Genomic DNA, 20,303 nt, shown 5'->3' with positions numbered 1-20,303 from the left:
TACGGACCGGCAATCTCTAGGAAGGTTAGCGGCCGACAGGCGACGAGCTTGAATGAATCGATACCGCGAACTGGCGTCGATAGCGCGTGCTTATTCCTTGGCTGCGCGCTTTTTCGTCTTCTTGAGCGTCTTGCCGGCCCGCGATGGTGGCTGGCAAATACCGCAGACAAAATCCTGATCGAGGCTATAAGCGCGATTCACGAACTTGCCCTTGCAGCGGTTGCATACCGACAGCATCATCATGTCGCTTTCGAAAAAGCGCACCAGCATCCAGGCCCGGGTCAGGCTGAGTACGGGCTTGCCATCCTCCTGCAACGGCGTCTGCTCGTTGTAGAGACGATAGGCATTCACCACCGCTTCCATGCGGCTGCGTTCCTCGCGGCGCCGCAGATAGCGATAGGTGTTATAGAACAGCGACGAGTGGATATTGGGCAGCCAGGTCACGTACCAGTCGGTCGAGAACGGCAGCATGCCCTTGGGCGGCGAAACGCCGTGAATTTCCTTGTACAGGTTGATCAACCGTCGCCGACTGATGTCGGTTTCGGTCTGTAGCACCTGAAGACGCGCGCCCAGCTCAATAAGCTCGATGGCCAGGCCGATCTGCTTGGCTTCGTCTATGACGCTTTTGCTGGTCGTGCTCATGCGGCTCGTGGCTACCCTTCGCCGCTACCGCTTTTACGCTCGGCTTCGCGATCAGCTTCACGGCGCGGCTGCTTGCGCCGCGCGGGTACGTCGCCGCTTTCAGCGGCTACCGGATCGCGGCGATCGCCGCCCTCGCGACGTTCACCACCGCGGCGATCGCTTTTGCGCTTGTTCTGCGACGACAACAGAATGCCGGCATGCAAGCGCCGCATGTCGTCATCGCGCGGTGCGTTGACCAGCGCAAAAAGCTGTTCGGCGCTATCCAACGAGAAATGGCAGAGAAGCTGATTGCAACGGGCGAGTTTGGCCAGATCGGCCACCGGAATCTGGCTGAGCAGATCCGCCATGTCCTCGTCGATTTTCAGCCGGAACATGGCCAGCTCCCGATCGGTATTGATCAGACGCTGCATAAGAATCAGATAGGACAGATTCAGATCGCGAACATCATCGAGTAGATGATCAACACTCATTCATGCCTCCCCGCAGAAGCGCCGTGCTGCACAAAGCGGCCTCTTGAATTGTGGGCGAATCGCCTGCTTGAAACGGCCGTCCTCTACGTGTGCGCCCTGCCTCTTCGCACCGACCGTGGATTATGTACGTGAAATTTTCCACGTTTCAAATGTGAAAACGCACATTTCCCGGTTAAATATTCCCAAACACCATCATCAAAATGCTACAGGGCGCTGCAAAAAGCAAAGACATACAGCGCCGACCTGTCGCCATTAGGCGACAGCCCATTATTCCATATTGAATTGTGTACGGGTAAGACGAGCGCAAAACGGTCGTCTATGACGCGATCTGCGCTGAGTTCTACGCGTTCGCTTCGGCTGCGGTTTCCAGCCGGTATACCCAGGCCAGCAGCTCCGCCACGGCCAGATACAGCTCGGGCGGGATACGATCGTCGAGATCGACGCGCATGAGCAGACGCACCAGTTCGGGCGAACGGTGCACATGCAAACCGTGCTTTTGCGCGCGGTCCATGATGGCCTGGGCGATGTCGCCATAGCCCTTGGCCACGACGCGCGGTGCGTCGTCGTTTTCGCCGTAACGCAGGGCGACGACGCTGGCCCGGTCGTCTTCTGCACTGGATCGATCGAGAGCGCTCATGACAGGCCTGCCTCCAGTAGTTCGACGTAGGCACGGGTGAATCCGGCCTGTTCGAAGCGTTCCTTCAATTCACCGGTTGCAGGCGAAACCGCCGCGGCCCCCTGCTCGCTCGATGCATAGGCATAGACCTCGATGCCCCCACCGGCGAGATTGAGCGCGACTTCGATCGTACCCAGCCGGGGCAGATCAAGGCTCAGGCGAGTCGAGAAAGAGGGCTTGTCGTCTGCTTCAGACTTTCGTCCCTGGCCGTCGGCGGCGTCGTCGCTGTTCTCGTGAATCTCCCAGCGCATGTCGACACCCGGCCAAGCCGCGCCATGCCAACGAAACACCGGATTGCTGAGCACGTCGAGCTGCTGACGTACCACCGAGAGCAGACGCTCGTCGACGACATCGCCGCGGCCGTTGTCGCCGCGTGCGTCAGCCGCGCCGCGCTCGAACGCGCCCGGGGCGAGCAGCGCATTGGCCTGGGATTGCGCCGCCACAGCCTGGCGGGCGCCTGGGCCCGACATACGAGCCGAGGAGGAAGCAGACTCACTTGCGGCAGACGCCGGCTGTTTCTGGTTATGCGGTTCCTGAAGCAGTTCCGACAACGGACGCTGGCCTTCGAACCACTTGCTCAGATGCGACTCGTAAAACAGCCCGCTATGTGCGACCTGCTGCCCAAGAATGGAGGCCAGAATCGGCGTGGCCGGCACGCGCGCAGCGCCGAACAGCGCGGCCGCATGGGCCGGCGTGGTATGCGCCACGGGTGCGTCGCGGCGCGCCAGCAATGAAGCGATCAAGCCACCCTCGCGGCTGAGCTGGGCACGGGCGGATTCGCCGCTCGTGTTAGAGGACTGGCCCGGCTCGGGCCGGGCTGCGGGCAGATAACGCCCGCTCTGTGCGATTTCACGCGTAGCCGGCCCGTTGGGCGCGCGCCGCGCCCCCGCGTTGCCGGCCGCGGCGTCCTCGGTCGGCGCGCCGCGACCGCGCAGGCCGTCCGAAGCCGTGCCCGGAGTCGGCCGATCGAAGCCGTCCGTTCTAACGCTGGCCACGGGGTCCACAGGGCCGAGCGGGACATTCGCTCGCGCGCCGGTAAACCGCGCCATGTCCGCACGGCGCCCGAGCACCTGCGGCAACAGCGTATCGAGCATCGGCGTGATCGTGCTCACAGCAGCATCATCGCTTGAACGTTAGAACCGGCACGACCGGCGCTAGCCGATCGCGGCCTTTTCGTAGGCGTTCTTGACCCGCCGCTGCGAGCGCGCCTGACAGATGGCGCCGGATAGTTCGTCCATGCGCTGCTGTAGCCGATCGCGCAGCTCCTGCTCGCTGGCCGCGATCTGGATCAATACGGCACGCTTGGCTTCGCGAAACGCTTCGTTGACGGTCACGTCGTATTCGATGTTCATCAGCGTTTCCACCTGGCAGAGGTGTTCGCTTTTCATCTCGACCAGCTCTTCCCAATCGCCGGCGACGGCGATCTCGATCATGCGCTGGTTGAGCTCGAGCAGCGCGGCGTAGCCGGCGACGATTTCCTGTTGCTGTTGATTCATGGCCTCAAGCCTGCTGTAGCGAAGGGGCGGACTGGACGGCAGCAACCGACGGCATCGACGGGGCGGTGCCGATCTGCTTCCATGCCGAACCGATATCCTCGAGCAGCGTGTCCACGTGCGCGATCTTCGACGCATCGCTATGGATATTGGCACGGATCAAAGTGCGGGTCATATAGTCGTAAAGCGAATCCAGACGCTCGGCGATCTCGCCACCGCGCTCGATATCCAGCGCTGCCCGCAGGCCGAGTTCGATGATGTCGATGGCCTTGGACAACGCCTGGCCCTTGCCGGCCGCGTCGTTCTGGGAGATCGCCCACTGCGCACGCCCGAGAGCGCTGCGCGCGCCGTCGAACAGCAGTACGATCAACTGGTGCGGGCTGGCACTCATGGCGTCGGTCTCGACGCCGAGTTTCTTGTATGCACTTGCCGCGCGATTTGCGTAAGAAGCCATGAGCGTTCCTTGCTATTAATGCCTAATCGCTCGATTTGTTGAGCGATGCGAATTGCTGGGTGAGGTAATTGCTGGTCGAGTTGATCGACGCCATGATCGAGTCGAGCTGCACGAACTGCTTTTGATAGCGCGCGATGGTGGAATCGATCGACTCCTGTTCGCGCTCCATGCTTTCTGTGAGATTGTCGATGCGGGTTTTCATGCCGTTGCTGGCCGACTGCAGCAGACCCTGCTCACCGGCAACGGCATCCAGCGTGGATACCAGCACCTTCGACAGACCGCCGCTTTCGTCCTTGCCGGCCAGCAGCTGACCGACATCGGCGAGGTTGTTCGCCAGCGCCTTGTCGAGCTTTTCGTCGTCGATCTTCATGGTGCCGTCGCGCTGCAGGCTGATGCCGATTTCCGCCAGGCTGGAAAAGGCACCGCCGCTGATCGGCGTGTTCAGCGCACCGCGCACGCGCGTTTCCGCGGTTCGCGCGGTCGAGTCGCCCAGCAGCACGCCGCTGATCTCTTTCTCGCTGTCGAAGGCGGTGAGCTTGTCCGACAACGTATTGACGCTGTTATAGGCCTTGACGAACTTTTCCAGCGCGGCTTTCACGGAATCCGTGTCGCGGGTGGCGGTCAGCGACTGGGGCTCGCTGGTGGTCTTGCTCAGCGTGAGGGTCACGCCTTCGATGGCTTCCTCGACCCGGTTGGTCTGGCTGACGATCGCAATGCCGTTGACCGAAAGCTTGGCGTCCCGCGCAGCCACGGTCTGGCTCATCGCACCGCTGCCCGCCGTGCTGTCGTAGTTGAGCAGATCGCCCAGCGGGGTGGAACCGTCACCGTTGCTTTCTGCAACGCTCACCGAGATCTGCGAAGCCGTGCCGGTGGTGTTGGACGACAGCACCAGACGGTACGGGGTGCCGCTGCCGTCGTTGACGATGGAGGCGTTAATACCGATATCGGCGCCGTTGATCGCGTCGCGGATGCCGGACAGGCTGCTGTCGGCGCCAGCCAGATCGATATCGACCGTTTCGCTGACGTTGCCGGACGCATCGCCCAGCGAAAGCGTGATCGTGCCGCCGCTGCCGATCTTGTCGTCCACACTGGCCTGGCCGGCGCTGACCAGCGACTGGCTGCGTGCCAGCTGCTCGACTTCGATGCTATAGCTGCCCGGATCGGCCTTTTCGCTGGCGACCGCCTTGAAGGCATCGCTATCGGTGGTGGTCTTGACCCCTTCGTAGAGGCTTGCCTTGCCCAACGATTCGGCCGCGGTCTGGAAATTGGCCAGCGAGCTCTGAAGCGTGCCGTAGGCGGACAGCTTGGTGTTGTAGCTGCTTGCCTGTCGCTGCAAAGGAACCAAGCGCTGCTGCTCGGAGCTGCGTAGCCCGTCGAGCAACGAGCTCAAATCCAGTCCGGAGCCGATTCCGAGTGACGATGTAACTGCCATGGCGTACCTGCGAATAACACGTGCTCGATACAACGAGCTGGGTTGCAGAGCCTATCGGCGCCGGGCCACGAATCCTTTAACGTATGAGCCGCCTTATGAAACTTTTTTTGCCGCGCCCTACAACGGGGCGACGGCACAAGGGGTTTCAGGGCGTGGTGGACCAGCGCCGCCCGCCTTCGACGGCCTTCTGACCCTCGGGGCACTCGACCTGGCGTGTTGAATAGGTACGGCCGCTTTCGCCCGCGCAGCGGGTGGGCCGATCGGGCTGACCGTCGTAGCCGTCAAGCTGATAGTTGTCCGGCCAGTAGTTAGACGGCCAGTGCTCGGTTTGCGGCTGTAGATAGATATGCACGCCGGCATCGGAATCGCCATGCCCGAAGCCGGGACGTGGCCCATGGCCATGGGCTCTCGTATGCGGCTGCGAGGTTTGCGGCTGGGCGGGCTGGGCCCATAGCGGCAGCGCGCCCAAAGCGGGCAGCCCCAGGATCAGGGCAGCAGCGCCGGTAGCGATACGATTGAGGCGTTTCATCCTGCGATTAACGGCGGCGCGATTTCATTCTTGAGCCCAGCGGCCGCGACGCGTGTCAGGATTCGTCGTCGGCGCGATCGCGCCGAGCGGTCGAATCCTGCTTCTCACGCCATTCTTGCAGGCTTTCACTGCGTTTTTTCGGCCCCGGCGCGAACAAACCCGACAGGGCCCGGCCGACATTGCGATTGAATGCACGCACGTTGTCGTAGATGCCATCCGCGCTGTGCTGCGTGCCGAACCAGCCGGATATGGTGCGATGCGCGGTCTGCAGGCCAACGGTGCCGGTATCGACCACTTGCTCGACGCTTTCCTGGCGGCGACGAAAGCGGTTCCGTGCACTCACCAGCAGCCCGGCATCGCCATAGCCGGCTGCCAGCACGCGAAAGCGTTCCCGGGTGTCGGCGATGGCCATGTTCAGCCGTATCGCGGCGACGATAACGACGATGAAGGCAAGACTTACCGCGGCGACGACGATCATGAGCCGGTGGGGTGGAAAATATCCAGATGGGCTTCGACACCCTGCGAGGCGAGCTGTTGCTTCATCTCGCGCGCCACGATCTCGTACACCCGTCGTCGGATCATGCGCGGGGCCACGCCCACCAGCGCCGCGCCCCAGCGTGAACGCGCCCGGGCCAGGGTCATGGGGTTGATCACCTCCACGATGATGCGACTGCCGCTGACCTCGGCCAACACCCCGGCGAGCTCCTCGTTGGCGTGTTCGAGATCGTGCGCGAGCTGCGCGATCTGTGCATTGAGCGCATCGAGCCGGCGATAGGCACGCCAGAGCAGATACCCCGTCCCTGCCAGAGCGAGCGCGAATACGATGCTGATACCGACTGCAAGCGTCATGGACCGTGTTCCTGACCGTGCCAATAGTCGATGTCAGTGTGACGCCATCCGTCACGCCATGGCAACTGTCGTGCGCGGCGGCACTCGGTACACTGACCTTATTGCACCCATGGACGCACTCATGACGACATCCCCCGACGCCAGAGATCTCGAAGGCTGCCGTATCGGCGTGCCCGAATCGCGTCAGCTCGACCTGTTCGCCGACATGCTCGAGCGACGCGGCGCGCTGACAGTGCGCTGCCCGCTGGTGGATATCCGCGACACGCCGGACCAGGCGCACGTGACGCGCTGGCTCGACGACGTCATCGACAACGGTCTGGACGAGATGATCTGGCTGACCGGCGAAGGCCTGCGCCGCCTGCGCGACTTCGCCGAACGCGACGGCCAGACGCGACTGACGGCGTTCGTCGAACGGCTGGGTCAGGCGCGCACGATCACGCGCGGGCCCAAGCCCGTACGCGAACTGCGCGCGCTCAAGCTACGCAGCGACGTGGCCGCGACCCAGCCAACCACGGCCGGCGTCATCGAAGCGCTCGCCGATGCCGACCTGGCCGGCCATCGCGTCGGCGTGCAGCTGTATGGCAGCGATCCGAACACCCCGCTGATGGATTTCCTGGGCGACAAACAGGCCCAGGTGAAGGCGGTGGCACCCTACGTCTATGCCGACGAAACCGAAACGCCGCAGGTTCTGGCGTTCATTGACCGTATCGTGGCGGGCGACATGGATGCGGTGGCATTCACCAGCTCACCCCAGATCAAGCGGCTCTACAAGGTCGCCCGGGCCAACGACCAGGCCGAGGCGCTCACGCGCGCCCTGAACGGGCTCTGCGTGGCGGCGGTCGGTCCGCTCGTGGGCGAACGCCTTGAAGCCGAAGGCGTACAGGTCACGCTCATGCCCGAGAGCAACTATTTCATGAAACCGCTGGTACGCGCGATGGTGAGCCACTTCAAGCCGGCATGAGCGGGTAAGATCGCGTTTCGCCCACTGCTCAACGCTTCCCATGGCCAAGAAAAGATCCGCCCTGCCCGTTGCCTGTGCCCTCGGCCTGCTTGCGCTGCTGCCGTTCGTCGCCGGCCTCTATCACGCTTATAGCGGCTACTCTCTGGATGCACGCACCGCATTGCGCTGGCTGCTGCCGTATCTGGCCACTATCGTGGCCTTCATCGGCGGCGTGCAATGGGGGCGCATGCTCGCCGCCGGGCGGGCCTCGGCGCTGGACATGACGTTAGCCGTGTCGCCGGCCATCGTGGCCTGGGGCGCGCTGCTCACTGCCGCCCCCTGGCGCGCCATCCTGCTGATCGCCGCCCTGCTTGCCGCCTGGCTGATCGACGAACACGGCGCGCGGCGTGGCTGGCAGAGTCGCGGTTTCCTGCAGCTGCGTCGGCTGCTCACCCTCGTGGTGACGTTCTGCGTGGTCGCCATCGCCTGGCGCGTCGCCCGTGGCTGACACGCGGCTGCCGCCTCTCGAGATCGCCGAGCATACGCTCGCGGCCGGCGACGGCGGCTGTTGTCTTGTCACCTCGGTACGCGCCGAACGCGTAGCAACCCGGGCGCCGGTGGTTCTGGTATCCGGGATGTTCACCGGCCGGCGCTTCTGGCTGTCCGAGCGACAGATCGGGCTGGCCGCCTATCTTGCCAGGCGCGGCTACGAGGCATTCATCGTTCAGCGCCGCGGGCTGTCGGATTCGCCGCCCTGCAGCGCCCGCGCCGGGCTGATCGACCACGTCAAATACGATCTGCCCGCGGTACAGGCGCACATCAAAGAGCGCTACGCACAGCCGGCGTTCTGGATCGGTCATTCCTTCGGCGGCGTGATGTGCGCGCTTGCCAGCGCCCGCTATCTCGAAGCGCAGGCGATCGCCGGACTGGTGCTAATTGCCAGCCAGTTCGAGGTCGACAAGCGTATGCTCGATTGGCCCGCCAATCGGCTCACCCGTGGCCTGGCCTGGCTGCTGGGGTATTTCCCCGCCCGCGCGGCCGGTCTTGGCCCGGAAAACGAGCCGACCGCAGCGTTGATGGATGCAACCCACTGGGTCGAAACCGGCCGCCGAAATGCCTATCTTCGCGACACGCTCCGGCGTATCGACCAGCCCGTACTCGCGGTGTCCGGGGCGGCCGATCGTGTCGATCCCAGCGCCGGCTGCCGGCGTTTCATCGATCACTTTTCCAGCGTCGACAAACGCTTCGAGCAGGCGGGCACCGCCACCGGCTACAGCATCGACTTCGATCACCCCGGTATCGTGGTGAGCAAGCCTGCCCAGGCAGAAATCTGGCCGTTGGTGGCCGACTGGCTGGACCGCCGTGCGGCCATGAAAAAGCCGGCCTGAACACAGGCCGGCTCGATATCATCGCAGCAAATAGCGGCGATTTTAGGCGCCGATCAGGCTCTGGCCGCAGACACGCAGCACGTTGCCCGAAATACCGCCTGCACCCGGCGTCGACAGGAAGGTAATCGCCTCGGCCACATCGCGGGGCGTGCCGCCCTGCGACAGCGACGACAGCCGCCGGCCGCCTTCACGCACGCCAAACGGCATCTCGGCCGTCATACGGGTTTCGATGAAGCCCGGCGCCACGGCATTGACGGTCACGCCGCGATCGCGATCGGTGGCGCCGCGGCGTTCGACAAAACCGATCAGTCCGGCCTTGGTGGCACCGTAGTTGGTCTGGCCGCGATTGCCGGCGATACCGCCGATCGAGCACAGACAGATCACGCGACCATATTCGTTGATGACGTTCTCTTCGCCGAGCAGGGCATCGACCTTGATGATTGCCTGCAGGTTGATGCTCATCACCATGTCCCAGTAATGATCGGGCATGTTGGCCAGCGTCTTGTCGCGGGTCACGCCCGCGTTGTGGACAACGATATCCACGCCGCCAAACTTCTCCTTGAAGAAGTCCGCGATCTGGCGCGGCGCGTCATCCGCGGTGATATCCAGCGGCAGCGCGGTACCGCCGAAACCGGCGACGGTTTCCTCGAGCGTTTCCTGATCCTGGGGAATATCCAAGCACACCACGGTCGCGCCTTCGCGCGCCAGGCGCTCTGCGGTCGCCGCGCCAATACCGCGGGCCCCACCGGTAACCAACGCCACCTTGTCCTTGAGCGGCTGGGTGGCGGGCACGGCCTCGGGCATGCGGCCGGCCTTGGTGACCGTCAGCGGCTGGCCATCGACGAACGTGCTGTAGTCCGAAAGCAGGAATCGCAGCGGCGCGGCCACGCGATCCTCGGCACCCGGCTCGACGTAGAGCATGTTCGCGGTCGAACCAAGCTGACCGATTTCCTTGGCCAGCGAGCGCACGAAGCCTTCCACCGCACGGGCCGCCGCGGCCGCGGAGACGCTTTCCATCGCCGACGGCAGACTTGAAAGCACCACGATACGGGCGTTGCGCGTGAGCTTGCGCGCCACCGGATGGAAGAAGTCGTAGAGGGCATTCAGTTCGGCGACATCGGCCATGTTCGTGGCATCGAACACCAGCGCGTCGAACTTGTCCTCATCGCCCGGCGTGGGCTTGTCGGCACGCTGTACGTTGGCGCCCGCGGCTTCCAGCGTGGTACCCACACCCGCGATCGCGGCCGCGTTGGCCGTCGCGCCAACCAGAATCTTTTCGTTGTCGAGAAAGCGCTCCTGATATGCGCCTTCGTCCCGCGCGAGTTCGGTGGGCGTGGGCAAGCCCAGCGTCTTGATGACATTGCGAACCGTCGAGTTCGACGAAGCACGGACTAGAAAATCACTCATTTGGACTCCTCGATTGGTTGGCGCTGACGCGGCCCATAGCCGGTCATCGTGCACCGCAACATGATTAAGTTTAGGGCACCCGCTTGTCAAAACAAGTCGGTTGCCGCGCAATTTCTGGCAAAAAGGGGGCGCGGACGCCCGAGACGGGCGCATTCGAACCCGTTCCCGATTCGTTCAAAGCCGCCTGCGTGCAACCCCGGCTTGATGTAGCATCGGATAAAACATCGGTTTTTCGAGCGCGCCGACCGCGCCAGCAACGCGCCGGCGCGCGGCACGCGAGGCTTGCACAGACATGAACGGTGACGACGATCGTCTGCCCCTGGATTCGCGCACACAGGCCGTGATCGACGGCCTGCCGCCCGACGAGCGCGAGCACCTGCAGACGTTGATGAAGAATGCGGCCCGCCATCAGCGCACCCTGCTTGAAACCGCGCTCGACGAGGCCGTGGGCATGGTGCCCGCGCCGCTGCGTAAACGCGTACAGAAACTGTTCCTGGGCCCCTCATGAGAAATCTGGCCACCCAGGCTGAACTGGTAAAACTCGCGCGTATTCTGCAAACCGACACCGGCGAACTCGAACATCTGGACTATCTCGAAGCCGAACGGCTGCGTACGCTGCGTGAAGGCATCACCGAAGCGCTGTTCGAAAAGTTTCGGCCGACGTTCACCGGCTTCGCCCGGCTGTCGTCGATCGTGCCGCTGGCCATCAGCGCGCGAATTGCCGAGCGCGTGCTCGGGCCAATCCTGGCCGGGCGTATTGCCGGCGAGATGGCGCCCGACAAAGCCATCGACCTGGCCGCGCGACTGTCCGACAGTTTCCTGGCCGATACCTGCCTGCATATCGACCCGGTACGCGCGCGCCCGATCATTGCCGGGTTTCCGGTGGATCGCGCGATCGCGATCACCCGCCTACTACTGGCGCGTGGCGAAATCATCACCATGAGCCGGTTCGTGGACGTGCTACCCGAACATACCCTGTTCGCAGCCACCGATGCGATCGAAAACGAGAGCGACCTGCTCAAAATCGGCTTTTTTGTCGAGGAAAGCACACAGCTGGATCGGGTGATCGCGCATCTGGACCGCGACCGCCGCGAGGCCATCGTGGCGGCGGCCGCGAGCGAGCAACTCTGGCCCGAGGTCCTTGCCACACTACTACGCATCGGCGAGCACGCCAGGCTGGCCATGGCCGAGCTGGCCATGACCCAGAACGCGGCCATACTCGACTCGCTCATCCGCGCGGCTGCCCAGGACGATCTTTGGCCGGCATTGCTGCAGATCGCCGACGAAATGCCCAGCCGGCTCATCGGCACGCTCGCCAGCGAACCGGCCTTTACCGACGCAGCCGTGATCCGCAGCGTAATCGACTCGGTGATCGCCAACGATCTTTGGGCTCGGTTTCGTAATCAGACCACGGCCATGGGCGAAGAGCGCCTCGCCCGCGTGCTGGAAGTGGCCGCCAACGAGCGCAAGCCCTTTCTCTGGGAGCTCGACCGACGCCTTCAGGCGGATGACGCGGACCGCGACGCGCTGACCAACGCGAGCGCCCGACTTTCGGCCGAAACGCGACAGCGTGCGCATGGCGCCTGCGCCGGCGGCCTGCTCGCCGAAGCGCTTGCCGACGCCGGGCGTAGCACCCCCGACAGCTCCAGCTGAATCCGCGACCCTGGGGCGCCAGGCCCCTGGCCTGGCGCCGGCCGCGGCCGCTGCGCTCGTCGCCCACATGCGAGCCGCCTGAACGGCCTAGCCGTATTCGGCTTCGACCTTGTCCACTTCGGCGATGTATTCCTGCATCGCCTGTTCGCTGTTCTTGCCTTTCATATCGGCCCAAGCCTGCCATTTATAGCGGGCAATCGGGTTGAGCATGCCGGGTTTCTTGCCCTGGACGTCGCCGTCGGTGGCCTGGCGGTAGAGCGCGTACATCTTGAGCTTGTAGTCGTTCGACGGCTTGAATCCCCCGTCCTCCGGCGCATTGCGCACCTTTTCGACGGCTTCCTGAAAGCGGCTTTCCAGATCGGACATAGAGATTAGGGCTCCTGTTTTCGGATTAATGGGTGGCCGGCTTCAGGCGCGGTGCCAGCCAGTCGTGGATCGCGGCATAGACATCGTCGTGATGCACTAGCGCGAAGTGATTCATGCCGTAGAAAATTCGGCCGTCCTGGTCGCGGGCGTTGAACCGACGGCTGGGGGCATCGGCATGGCCCACCGCGCTCGACACCGGCACCAGCAGATCGCCGAACCAGCGACCCAGCGGGTCGTCGCCGCGGCGCCCCAGGGTCGCGGCAACCAGAAAGTGGCCGACATGATCGGGCGAGGCGAGCGCTTCGGGCGGCGTGGGTCGGGCATGCGTGTCCTGCTGCCAGTCCTCGTCTCGGAGATAGCCCAGACTGAGATCCTTGACCCCGGCGCTGCGAATCTCGCCAAGCGCGGACAGCGGCCGCGTATAAGGCAGCCGCGTGAGCGTATGGGTGAACTGACGGCCCAGACGTTCGAGCGGCGCGCCCAGATGCGGCGAACCCAGCAGGACCAGGTCGGTCAGCGTATCGACCCAGTCATGGCCGGCCTGCTCGGCATAGTGGCAGGCGCTGCGCGCGACCAGCCCGCCCATGCTATGGCCGACGATGGTCAGCCGTTCGATCGCGGCCGGGTAGCTGGCATGCAGTGCCTGCAGCAGCGCCGCGAAATCGCGACCATTCTGGGAAATATGGCGCCCGCTGTTGTAGCGAAGACGTAGCGCCGTATAGCCGAAGTCGCGCGCCAGGCGCTGGCCGAAGTCGTCGCGCCCGGCCTGGCGCCACTGCTGATCGTTCATGCCCAGACCGTGGACCAGAATCACCACGCGTGGACTGGGCTCGGACAAGGCGGCACGCAGGCCGGGCACGCTCGGCTCGATGGCGCGCCCGGCTTCATCGACGAGCGTCATGGTGAGCGCAAGCTCATTGTCACTGCGCTCGAGATAGTCGCCGAACGCCCCGTTGAGCGCGCTATGCACGCCCAGCGCGAGCCGCTGCGGCATGTCGCGTTTGCGCCCGGGCACCAGCGTTTCGGCCAGCCCGGCCACCTGGCGCACGCCGAAGAAGCTGAGCCGGCCGATATCGCGTACCCGGCCGTAGACAAAATCGCTGCCCCGGCCAATCGGCCGCGCCGGTGGAGCCAGTCGGCTCACGGTTCGGGTTACGGCCTGGTGGATACCGTTGACGATATTCACCGAGCCGACGAAGGCGTCGGTTGCCATCGACAGCCCGCCGCGCAGCCAGACACCGCGGTCGGCCACGGTGCGTGATGCCAAGGGTTTATGCGCCATCTCGGTGGCGCGCGATTGTTGCTTTGTCGTCTTCGGATCGGCCATGCGGATCAACCTCGACATTGCCAGGACAACGTACTCAAAAGCTGGCCGAGCGCCAGCAGATGGCCCCCAAGGATGGACTTGCCGGTCACCAGCAGCGATACCGCGATATCGCGATCCGGGTCCGCCCAGCCCAGGATGTTCATGAAGCCCAGGTGACCGTAGGCGCTGCCGGTCATCGGCCCGTACAGGCCGAACGGGTTTACGCCCAGCATCAGGCCTTCGCTGTATCGCATGGGAATCTTGAGCGTATGGTCGTAGCGCAGGCGCACCGCGGGCTTGATCGCGCGGCGAATGGTGTCCGGCTGCATGACCTGACGGCCGTCATAACGACCGCCATCGAGCATCATCTGGTAAAAGCGCGACAGCTCTTCGGCCGTAGAATAGAGGTTGCCCGCGGGAACGACCGCGTCCATGAAGTAGTCGCGATTGGAAATATCGACCACTTCTGCAAAATCGGCGGACAACGCCTGGCGGGCCAGCATGGAGATGGGAAAGCGCACCGGCTGACCGGCGACATAGTTCGTGGCCACGCGACCACGCGAGCGACCGTCCAGCCCGTAGGTGAAATAGCGCATCCCCAGCGGCTGACGAAAGCGTGTATCCAGATAGTCGGTGAAGGACATACCGGTCACGCGCCGAATGATTTCGGCAAGAATGAAGCCCCCGGTTATGGCGTGGTAGGCCAGACGTTTGCCGCCCTTTTCGGCCGGCGCCGCGCAGATCAGTTCGATACACCGTTGCCAGTCGAGCAACGTCTCGGGGCCGTCCGCGGGATCCACGTCGAACATGGGGAAACCGCCCTGATGCGAAAGCACCTGGGCGAGGGTCGTACGATCCTTGCCGCCGCCGGTGAACTCCGGCAGGTAGCGCGACACCCGATTATCCAGGTCTACGCCGCCCTCTTCGGCGAGCTTGTGCATCAGCATGGCGGTAACCGCCTTGCTGGCCGAGAACAGACAGATCGGCGTATCCGGCTCGGCCAAACGCGCATGCGGCCCACGGCTTTCGCCGGGGCCACCGCCCTGGGCATAGCCGATCGATCGGTTCAACACGATCCGGCCGCGCCGGCGCAGACAGAAGGTGGCTGCCGGGTAGGCCCCCGTCCGATAGAGCGCTTCCACGCTCGACCAGATCGAATCGACCGCGCCCGCGGTCAGCCCGACCTGCTGGGGCGCGACTTCGGCGGCGGCATCCACACCCGTGATACGGGCAAGGCTGCCACCGCCGACGTCGACCAGCTTGGCGCCGAGCAAGCTTCGGGTCATGAGGCGATACGCAGATCCGCTGGCCGGCCCTCTTCGCGCCGCGCCTTTTCAGACAGCGGATTCGCCAGATATTCCTTGCTGAAGTCGTCGGTGAGCAGCACGTCGTAGCGCATCCGATCGTATTCGCGAATCTGCTGAGCCTGATCGGCCGACAGCAGCTGCTTGGCAACCGCACTTTCAAGCTGCTCTTCGACGGTTTCGCCTTCGATCTCGCCATGCTTCACGCCGCGCAGAAACTCGCTGTAGAAGCTGTCGACTTCCTGCAGTTTCTCGAAGGCGTTCATCAGACGACCGGTCGGATCGTTTTCACCGCGGCCAATGTAGAGATCGTAGCTCATGCGCTTACCGAACGGCGTATCCAGCTTCATGTTGAGCATCATGTCGCAAACCGCGGCATTCATGCTATCCGTCGGGCCGGAGAAACGGCGACCGCGCGGCAGGGCGATCAGCTTGAGCACCGGGCGCGCCGCCTTGATCGGGTAGTTGCGCACGAACTCGTGGAAAGCGTTCTCGATCGCGTGCAGGTGATATTCCATCGCCCAGGTCGCATGCACCTTGTCTTCGTCGGTGCCGCCGTTGACCTCAAACCCCTTGAGCGTGGCCGAGGCCATGTACAGATGGCTGAGCACGTCGCCCAGGCGCGCCGAGGTCGACTCCTTGAGCTTCAGGGCGCCGCCCAGCGTGCCCATGGACAGGTCGGCACAGAAGGCCAGCGCCGCCGAGAAACGCTCCATGTGGCGATAGTAATCGCTCATGGCGTTGTTGACCGGCGCCTTGGCTAGCCGCGCGCCGGTCATGCCCAGCGTAAAGGCACGCACCGCACGGTTGACCGAATAGCCCAGATGGGAGAACAGCAGACGGTCGAATTCCTGCAGGCCGGCATTGAAGTCCGGATTGTGGGCCGCTTCCATCTCGCTATAAACGTACGGATGGCAGCGGATCGCGCCCTGGCCAAAGACCATGAGGCTGCGCGTCATGATGTTCGCGCCCTCGACGGTAATCGCCACCGGCAGCGCCTGATAGGCCGCGGCCAGATAGTTGCGCGGACCCATGATGATGCCGCGACCGGAATGAATATCCATGGAGTGGGTAATGACGGTGCGCATCATCTCGGTGGAGTGATACTTGATCATCGCCGTGACCACGCTCGGCGTGCAGTGATCCACGCCCGAAGCCGTGAGGTTGCGCACGTTTTCCAGGATATAGGCATAGCCGCCGATCACGCCCAGGCCTTCGCGCACGCCCTCGAAATTGCCGATTTCGGTACCGAACTGACGACGAATACGCGAGTAGGCGGCGGTGATGCCGTACATACCCTTGCCCGTAGCCGTGGACAGCGCCGGCAGCGAGATACCGCGACCGGCCGACAGGCATTCGACAAGCATGCGCCAGCCCTTGCCGGCCTTGTCCGGGCCGCCGATGATCGAATCGATCGGCACGAACACGTCTTCGCCCTGGATCGGGCCGTTCATGAACGTTGCACCCGGGAAGTGGCGACGACCGATCTTCACGCCCGGCGTATCGGTGGCCAACAGCGCACAGGTAATGCCGTAATCGACCGTGTCCGGATCGCCCAGAAGGCCGTCCGGATCCTTGAGCTTGAAGGCCAGGCCCATCATGGTGGCAACCGGCGCGAGGGTGATATAGCGCTTGTTGAAGCTCAGCGACAGGCCCAGCACCTCTTCGCCGTCGACGGTGCGCTTACACACGATGCCGGTATCCGGCATCTTGGTGGCATCGGAACCGACTTCCACGCCGGTCAGCGCGAAGCAGGGCAGCTCCTTGCCGGAGGCCAGGCCTGGCAGCCATTTCTCCTGCTGTTCCTTGGTGCCGTAGTGGGTGAGCAGCTCACCCGGGCCGAGCGAGTTCGGCACCATGACCGTCACCGCCGCGGTCAGCGAACGGGTCGCGATCTTGGCCACCACACAGGACTGCCCGTAGGCCGAGAATCCCAGGCCACCATGCTTCTTGGGAATGAGCATGGCAAAAAAGCCGTTGTTGCGGATGTAGTCCCAGACGTCCTCGGGCAGGTCCTTGAGCTCGAAGTTGACCTGCCAGTCGTCGATCATCGCGCACAGCTGCTCGGTTTCATTGTCGAGAAACGACTGCTCCTCGGCGGTCAGCTTGGTGAGTTCGAAATCGTGCAGCTGTTTCCAGTCCGGACGACCGCGAAACATCTCGGCTTCCCACCAGACGTCGCCGGCTTCAAGGGCTTCCTTCTCGGTCGGCCCCATTTCCGGAAGGATTTTGCGGAACACGCCGTAGAGGCGCTTGGTCATCAGCGCGCGGCGCACCGGCACGGCATTGAAGATGGCCAACGGCACGCCGACCACGACGGCGGCTACGGTCACGCCGATCGGCCCGAGCACGCCGGTTGCCCACAGCGCCGCAACGGCTCCCACGGTCACCGCGCTGAATACCGCGAGCGACACGCCACGGTAGAGCAATGTCCAATACAGGCCAACGAGTACTAATGCGACAATGAGTGCTGTCATGACTATGGCTTCCATCTTGAACGGGTTGTCATCACCACTTACGCCCCTATCTCACTCAGGCAGCGCAGCGAATCCCGTTTTCGAAAAAGAATTGTTTTCAGATCATAGCAAGACGACTCGGCTCGTCAAGCAGGCTCAAGCACGTGAAAGAAACAGATCCAAAATCTTCCAGTCGTAAGCCGCGCCGGCGCGGTTATCGTGGGCTCAGCGCAGAGCAGCTCAGAACACAGCGCTATCAGCGACTTATAGCCGCTGGCACCGATTTGTTCGGGGAGCGCGGCTATGCAGCCACGCCGATCGAGGCCGTGTGTTCGCATGCCAAGGTATCGACGCGCCATTTCTACGAACAGTTCGAAGGCCGCGAATCGATCCTGCACGCCGTACACGCCGAACTGGTCCAGCGAATGGATCAGATCGTGCGGACATCGCTGACGGAAACGCGCACACCCCTAACCCAGCGGGTGGCCGACACCATCGAAGCCGCGGTGTATTTTCTGCTCGACGACCCGCGTCGCGGCCGCATTATCTGTATCGAGGCCGTAGGCGTATCCGAAGTCATGGAGAAAAAGCGCCGTGAAACGACCCACCAGCTGGCCGAGATCATCCGCCGCTATGCCGAGCTGATGGCCGAGAACGGCGTGATTCCGGCACGCGATTACCACCTGCCGTCGGTGGCGCTGGTGGGCATGTTCAACGAGCTGATCGCGGAATGGCTGACCGAGAACACGGGTCTGAGTGCGGCCGAGATGGCGCGCGAAGCCAAGATTCTGTTCCGGGCGATGATCTTCGGGGCCCAGCATTACGAAGCCACCCAGTCGGGCGACGACGATTTCGATACCGCCGCCTCCAGCTCCGCCGGTTGAATCCCGCCAGCCCCCGCTAAGCGAGGGCCGGCGCGCAGTCGGGCCCGTGCTCGCCGCTAGGGGGTGGCGTCATGAGATATGACGTCGCATTGCCCGCGCCGGGCGTGTCAGGCAAGGCGCGGGCCGCCGATGCGCCGCCTTATCTCATGACGACACGCCCTAGAGCTGGATATCGCCGTCGGCCAACGCGTCGCGGGTGGCGTCGTCGATCGGCTCGTAGCGATCAGCGCCGCCCTTGAGCATGTAAACGGGCTCGTCACCCTCGGGGCTATAAGCCTGCTTCTTGAGGTCGACCTTGCGATATTTCATGGTGCCGGTGACTTCCTGCTCCGGACGCAGGCGGATGAACACGGGCACCGCGTAGTCGGGTAGCTCGTCGCGCAGATGGCTGACCAGCGCGCCCCAGTCGATATCCTCGAGATCGCGTACCGGCGTAATAGCGGCCATGCCGGCACGGCCGTCGCTATGCGGCACCTCCACCCCGTAGACCACCGATTCCTCGATCTGGCTGAATGCGTTAAGGGCATTCTCGACCTGGGTGGTCGCCACGTTTTCGCCCTTCCAGCGGAAGGTATCCCCCAGGCGATCGACGAAGGCGATATGCCGCATGCCCTGCCGGCGCACGAGATCGCCGGTGTTGAAATAGCAGTCGTCCTGTTTGAAAACGCCGCGGAAGAGTTTCTTCTCGCTGGCTTCCGGGTCGGTATAGCCTTCGAAGGGCGCGAAATCGGTCACCTTGTTGAGCAACAGACCCGTTTCGCCCTTCTTGACCTCTTTCATACGGCCGTTGCTGTCGGTGACCGGCTCCTCGGTTTCGGAGTCGTATTCCACCACGGCAAACGGCAGCGGACAAAAGCCGGCCGTACGATCCATGTTGAAACCGTTGACGAAGATCAGGTTGCCCTCACTGGCACCGTAGAACTCGCATACCCGTTCGATGCCGAAGCGTGCCTTGAACTCGTCCCAGATATCCGGCCGCAGGCCATTGCCGATGACCGCCCGAATGGCGTGGTTGCGGTCGTTTTCATGCGGCTCGGCCTGCAACAGATAGCGACACAGCTCGCCGATATAGCAGAACACCGTCGCCTTGTGATGACGCACGTCCGGCCAGAAATTGCTGACGCTGAACTTGGGCGCGAGCGCGAACGTCGCGCCGGCACAGAGCACCGACGACCAGGACACGGTCAGCGCATTGTTGTGATAGAGCGGCAGCGGGCAGTAAAACCGGTCTTCCGGGGTCAGTCGCAGCCCTGCCATGCCCAGCCCCGCACCGCCGCGCAGCCAGCGTACGTGGCTCATGCGCGATGCCTTGGGCATGCCGGTGGTACCCGACGTGAAGATATAGAAGCAGGTGTCCTTGGACGACACCTCGGCGGCGTCGTCGAGATTGCCGGTCGGTTGGTTGGCGGCCTCGGCAACGAAATCGGTCCAGCCCTCGGGCGCCGGCTCGGTGGCCGCCCGGCTGCTGCTGGGCACCAGCCATAGCGGGCTAAGGTCGGCGATGCCGGACTCGCCGCGTATTTCGTCGAAGGCTTCGAAAAGTTCGTCGCCCACGAGCATGGCCTTCGGCTTGACCGTACTCAGGCTATGCGCGAGCACGTCGCCGCGCTGTTTGGTGTTACACATCGCCGCGGCCGCGCCGAGCTTGGCCAGGGCCGCCACGATGAAAAGGGTTTCCGGCCGGTTGTCCAGCAGCACCCCCACCACGTCGCCTTTTCCTATGCCGCCCGCCTTGAGGGTGCGCGCATAGCGGTTCGCGTTGGCGTTGAGCTGGGCATAGGTATAGCGCTCGTTCTCGAACGTGATTGCGTCATGCTGGGGACTGCGTCCGGCATGACCTTCGATCAGCGTCGCGATGGTGATGTTGTCGCGGAACCTGGACTTGAGCAGAAGGCCCGCGCCCATGAGCAGCCGGTCGACCCCGCTGAGTTTGTCGGCGGTGGGTTTCAACACGTCCCAGACACTCAGCGTGTCGCGCTCGGATTCACTCATCGACCGGTCTCCTCGTGGGTCAGGTTTCTGTATGTAGAAACGATATATTTTCGGCTTTATCA

General features: G+C 63.6%; 22 protein-coding genes. 6 read left to right on the top strand and 16 right to left on the bottom strand.

Annotated features, from left to right (window positions below; genetic code table 11):
- Positions 1-90: 90 nt before the first annotated feature.
- The 10 genes from flhC to C84B14_RS15025 form a co-directional block, all read right to left on the bottom strand.
- Entirely contained in the window at positions 91-642 is a 552-nt protein-coding gene (gene flhC, locus C84B14_RS15070; protein ID WP_348766628.1) for a flagellar transcriptional regulator FlhC, read from the bottom strand.
- An 11-nt stretch (positions 643-653) separates the two neighbouring features.
- Positions 654-1,112, bottom strand: coding sequence for a flagellar transcriptional regulator FlhD (gene flhD, locus C84B14_RS15065; protein ID WP_353225308.1), 459 nt, complete (start codon positions 1,110-1,112; stop codon positions 654-656).
- A 340-nt stretch (positions 1,113-1,452) separates the two neighbouring features.
- Complete coding sequence (locus C84B14_RS15060) at positions 1,453-1,749, bottom strand: EscU/YscU/HrcU family type III secretion system export apparatus switch protein (RefSeq protein WP_353225306.1); 297 nt, start codon at positions 1,747-1,749, stop codon at positions 1,453-1,455.
- On the bottom strand, positions 1,746-2,900 hold the full coding sequence (gene fliK / locus C84B14_RS15055; RefSeq protein WP_353225304.1) for a flagellar hook-length control protein FliK: 1,155 nt from the start codon (positions 2,898-2,900) through the stop codon (positions 1,746-1,748). Before fliK ends, C84B14_RS15060 begins: the two co-directional genes overlap by 4 nt.
- Before the next feature lie 42 nt (positions 2,901-2,942).
- Positions 2,943-3,284 carry a flagellar protein FliT gene (fliT, locus tag C84B14_RS15050; RefSeq protein WP_348766624.1) on the bottom strand — a complete coding sequence of 114 codons (342 nt, stop codon included), beginning with the start codon at positions 3,282-3,284 and terminating at the stop codon, positions 2,943-2,945.
- Positions 3,285-3,288: 4 nt separating this feature from the next.
- Positions 3,289-3,735, bottom strand: a complete 447-nt coding sequence (fliS, locus tag C84B14_RS15045; RefSeq protein ID WP_348766623.1) for a flagellar export chaperone FliS — start codon at positions 3,733-3,735, stop codon at positions 3,289-3,291.
- Between the two features lie 22 nt (positions 3,736-3,757).
- Entirely contained in the window at positions 3,758-5,167 is a 1,410-nt protein-coding gene (fliD, locus tag C84B14_RS15040; RefSeq protein WP_348766622.1) for a flagellar filament capping protein FliD, read from the bottom strand.
- Between the two features lie 145 nt (positions 5,168-5,312).
- Positions 5,313-5,696 carry a hypothetical protein gene (locus C84B14_RS15035; protein ID WP_353225301.1) on the bottom strand — a complete coding sequence of 128 codons (384 nt, stop codon included), beginning with the start codon at positions 5,694-5,696 and terminating at the stop codon, positions 5,313-5,315.
- Positions 5,697-5,751: 55 nt separating this feature from the next.
- Positions 5,752-6,174 (bottom strand): hypothetical protein, encoded by a 423-nt coding sequence (locus C84B14_RS15030; RefSeq protein ID WP_353225299.1) that lies wholly within the window; start codon positions 6,172-6,174, stop codon positions 5,752-5,754.
- Complete coding sequence (locus C84B14_RS15025; RefSeq protein ID WP_348766619.1) at positions 6,171-6,545, bottom strand: hypothetical protein; 375 nt, start codon at positions 6,543-6,545, stop codon at positions 6,171-6,173. The genes C84B14_RS15030 and C84B14_RS15025 overlap by 4 nt, the downstream gene beginning before the upstream one ends.
- Before the next feature lie 121 nt (positions 6,546-6,666).
- On the opposite strand from C84B14_RS15025, the gene C84B14_RS15020 reads away from it, so the two are divergent.
- Genes C84B14_RS15020 through C84B14_RS15010 form a run of 3 tightly spaced genes read left to right on the top strand, consistent with a single transcriptional unit; the run spans position 6,667 to position 8,873 of the window.
- Positions 6,667-7,506, top strand: a complete 840-nt coding sequence (locus C84B14_RS15020) for a uroporphyrinogen-III synthase (protein WP_353225297.1) — start codon at positions 6,667-6,669, stop codon at positions 7,504-7,506.
- Between the two features lie 40 nt (positions 7,507-7,546).
- On the top strand, positions 7,547-7,993 hold the full coding sequence (locus C84B14_RS15015; RefSeq protein WP_348766617.1) for a DUF3429 domain-containing protein: 447 nt from the start codon (positions 7,547-7,549) through the stop codon (positions 7,991-7,993).
- Positions 7,986-8,873: an alpha/beta fold hydrolase gene (locus C84B14_RS15010; protein ID WP_353225295.1), complete on the top strand. Its 888-nt coding sequence runs from the start codon at positions 7,986-7,988 to the stop codon at positions 8,871-8,873. Before C84B14_RS15015 ends, C84B14_RS15010 begins: the two co-directional genes overlap by 8 nt.
- A 42-nt stretch (positions 8,874-8,915) precedes the next feature.
- Here C84B14_RS15010 and C84B14_RS15005 read toward each other — a convergent pair whose 3' ends face one another.
- Positions 8,916-10,280: a 3-oxoacyl-ACP reductase gene (locus C84B14_RS15005; protein ID WP_353225293.1), complete on the bottom strand. Its 1,365-nt coding sequence runs from the start codon at positions 10,278-10,280 to the stop codon at positions 8,916-8,918.
- Positions 10,281-10,572: 292 nt separating this feature from the next.
- Here C84B14_RS15005 and C84B14_RS15000 point away from each other — a divergent pair, with 292 nt between their 5' ends.
- The gene (locus C84B14_RS15000; RefSeq protein ID WP_348766614.1) at positions 10,573-10,788 is read left to right on the top strand and encodes a hypothetical protein; all 216 of its coding nucleotides are present in this window, start codon (positions 10,573-10,575) and stop codon (positions 10,786-10,788) included.
- A complete protein-coding gene (locus C84B14_RS14995; protein ID WP_353225291.1) occupies positions 10,785-11,933 on the top strand; it encodes a hypothetical protein in 1,149 nt (382 codons plus the stop codon). Before C84B14_RS15000 ends, C84B14_RS14995 begins: the two co-directional genes overlap by 4 nt.
- Positions 11,934-12,020: 87 nt before the next feature.
- Here C84B14_RS14995 and C84B14_RS14990 read toward each other — a convergent pair whose 3' ends face one another.
- From C84B14_RS14990 to C84B14_RS14975, 4 genes are read right to left on the bottom strand one after another with little or no spacing between them, the layout of a single operon-like run.
- On the bottom strand, positions 12,021-12,299 hold the full coding sequence (locus C84B14_RS14990; protein ID WP_348766612.1) for an acyl-CoA-binding protein: 279 nt from the start codon (positions 12,297-12,299) through the stop codon (positions 12,021-12,023).
- 25 nt (positions 12,300-12,324) lie between these two features.
- A complete protein-coding gene (locus tag C84B14_RS14985; protein ID WP_353225289.1) occupies positions 12,325-13,626 on the bottom strand; it encodes an alpha/beta hydrolase in 1,302 nt (433 codons plus the stop codon).
- 5 nt (positions 13,627-13,631) lie between these two features.
- Positions 13,632-14,891: a serine hydrolase domain-containing protein gene (locus C84B14_RS14980; RefSeq protein ID WP_353225287.1), complete on the bottom strand. Its 1,260-nt coding sequence runs from the start codon at positions 14,889-14,891 to the stop codon at positions 13,632-13,634.
- Positions 14,888-17,386, bottom strand: coding sequence for an acyl-CoA dehydrogenase (locus C84B14_RS14975; RefSeq protein WP_353225285.1), 2,499 nt, complete (start codon positions 17,384-17,386; stop codon positions 14,888-14,890). The genes C84B14_RS14980 and C84B14_RS14975 overlap by 4 nt, the downstream gene beginning before the upstream one ends.
- A 143-nt stretch (positions 17,387-17,529) precedes the next feature.
- Between C84B14_RS14975 and C84B14_RS14970 the strand changes: the two genes are divergently transcribed.
- Entirely contained in the window at positions 17,530-18,249 is a 720-nt protein-coding gene (locus C84B14_RS14970; protein WP_348766608.1) for a TetR/AcrR family transcriptional regulator, read from the top strand.
- A gap of 159 nt (positions 18,250-18,408) precedes the next feature.
- Here C84B14_RS14970 and C84B14_RS14965 read toward each other — a convergent pair whose 3' ends face one another.
- The gene (locus C84B14_RS14965; RefSeq protein ID WP_353225283.1) at positions 18,409-20,241 is read right to left on the bottom strand and encodes a long-chain-acyl-CoA synthetase; all 1,833 of its coding nucleotides are present in this window, start codon (positions 20,239-20,241) and stop codon (positions 18,409-18,411) included.
- Positions 20,242-20,303 lie beyond the last annotated feature (62 nt).

Origin of the sequence: Salinisphaera sp. C84B14, from assembly GCF_040361435.1 — a bacterium.
In the GTDB taxonomy this organism is placed as follows: domain Bacteria; phylum Pseudomonadota; class Gammaproteobacteria; order Nevskiales; family Salinisphaeraceae; genus Salinisphaera.
The sequence above is the reverse complement of the archived record's forward strand: the minus strand, read 5'-3'. Positions and strand labels throughout refer to the sequence as shown.

Coding starts and splice junctions, on each gene's coding strand:
- C84B14_RS14965 (WP_353225283.1), bottom strand. CDS start 20,241: ATGAGTGAATCCGAGCGCGACACGCTGAGTGTCTGGGACGTGTTGAAA.
- C84B14_RS15005 (WP_353225293.1), bottom strand. CDS start 10,280: ATGAGTGATTTTCTAGTCCGTGCTTCGTCGAACTCGACGGTTCGCAAT.
- flhC (WP_348766628.1), bottom strand. CDS start 642: ATGAGCACGACCAGCAAAAGCGTCATAGACGAAGCCAAGCAGATCGGC.
- C84B14_RS15025 (WP_348766619.1), bottom strand. CDS start 6,545: ATGACGCTTGCAGTCGGTATCAGCATCGTATTCGCGCTCGCTCTGGCA.
- fliS (WP_348766623.1), bottom strand. CDS start 3,735: ATGGCTTCTTACGCAAATCGCGCGGCAAGTGCATACAAGAAACTCGGC.
- fliT (WP_348766624.1), bottom strand. CDS start 3,284: ATGAATCAACAGCAACAGGAAATCGTCGCCGGCTACGCCGCGCTGCTC.
- flhD (WP_353225308.1), bottom strand. CDS start 1,112: ATGAGTGTTGATCATCTACTCGATGATGTTCGCGATCTGAATCTGTCC.
- C84B14_RS14990 (WP_348766612.1), bottom strand. CDS start 12,299: ATGTCCGATCTGGAAAGCCGCTTTCAGGAAGCCGTCGAAAAGGTGCGC.
- C84B14_RS15000 (WP_348766614.1), top strand. CDS start 10,573: ATGAACGGTGACGACGATCGTCTGCCCCTGGATTCGCGCACACAGGCC.
- C84B14_RS15015 (WP_348766617.1), top strand. CDS start 7,547: ATGGCCAAGAAAAGATCCGCCCTGCCCGTTGCCTGTGCCCTCGGCCTG.
- fliD (WP_348766622.1), bottom strand. CDS start 5,167: ATGGCAGTTACATCGTCACTCGGAATCGGCTCCGGACTGGATTTGAGC.
- C84B14_RS14980 (WP_353225287.1), bottom strand. CDS start 14,891: ATGACCCGAAGCTTGCTCGGCGCCAAGCTGGTCGACGTCGGCGGTGGC.
- C84B14_RS14975 (WP_353225285.1), bottom strand. CDS start 17,386: ATGACAGCACTCATTGTCGCATTAGTACTCGTTGGCCTGTATTGGACA.
- C84B14_RS15060 (WP_353225306.1), bottom strand. CDS start 1,749: ATGAGCGCTCTCGATCGATCCAGTGCAGAAGACGACCGGGCCAGCGTC.
- C84B14_RS14985 (WP_353225289.1), bottom strand. CDS start 13,626: ATGGCCGATCCGAAGACGACAAAGCAACAATCGCGCGCCACCGAGATG.
- C84B14_RS15020 (WP_353225297.1), top strand. CDS start 6,667: ATGACGACATCCCCCGACGCCAGAGATCTCGAAGGCTGCCGTATCGGC.
- C84B14_RS15030 (WP_353225299.1), bottom strand. CDS start 6,174: ATGATCGTCGTCGCCGCGGTAAGTCTTGCCTTCATCGTCGTTATCGTC.
- C84B14_RS15035 (WP_353225301.1), bottom strand. CDS start 5,696: ATGAAACGCCTCAATCGTATCGCTACCGGCGCTGCTGCCCTGATCCTG.
- C84B14_RS14995 (WP_353225291.1), top strand. CDS start 10,785: ATGAGAAATCTGGCCACCCAGGCTGAACTGGTAAAACTCGCGCGTATT.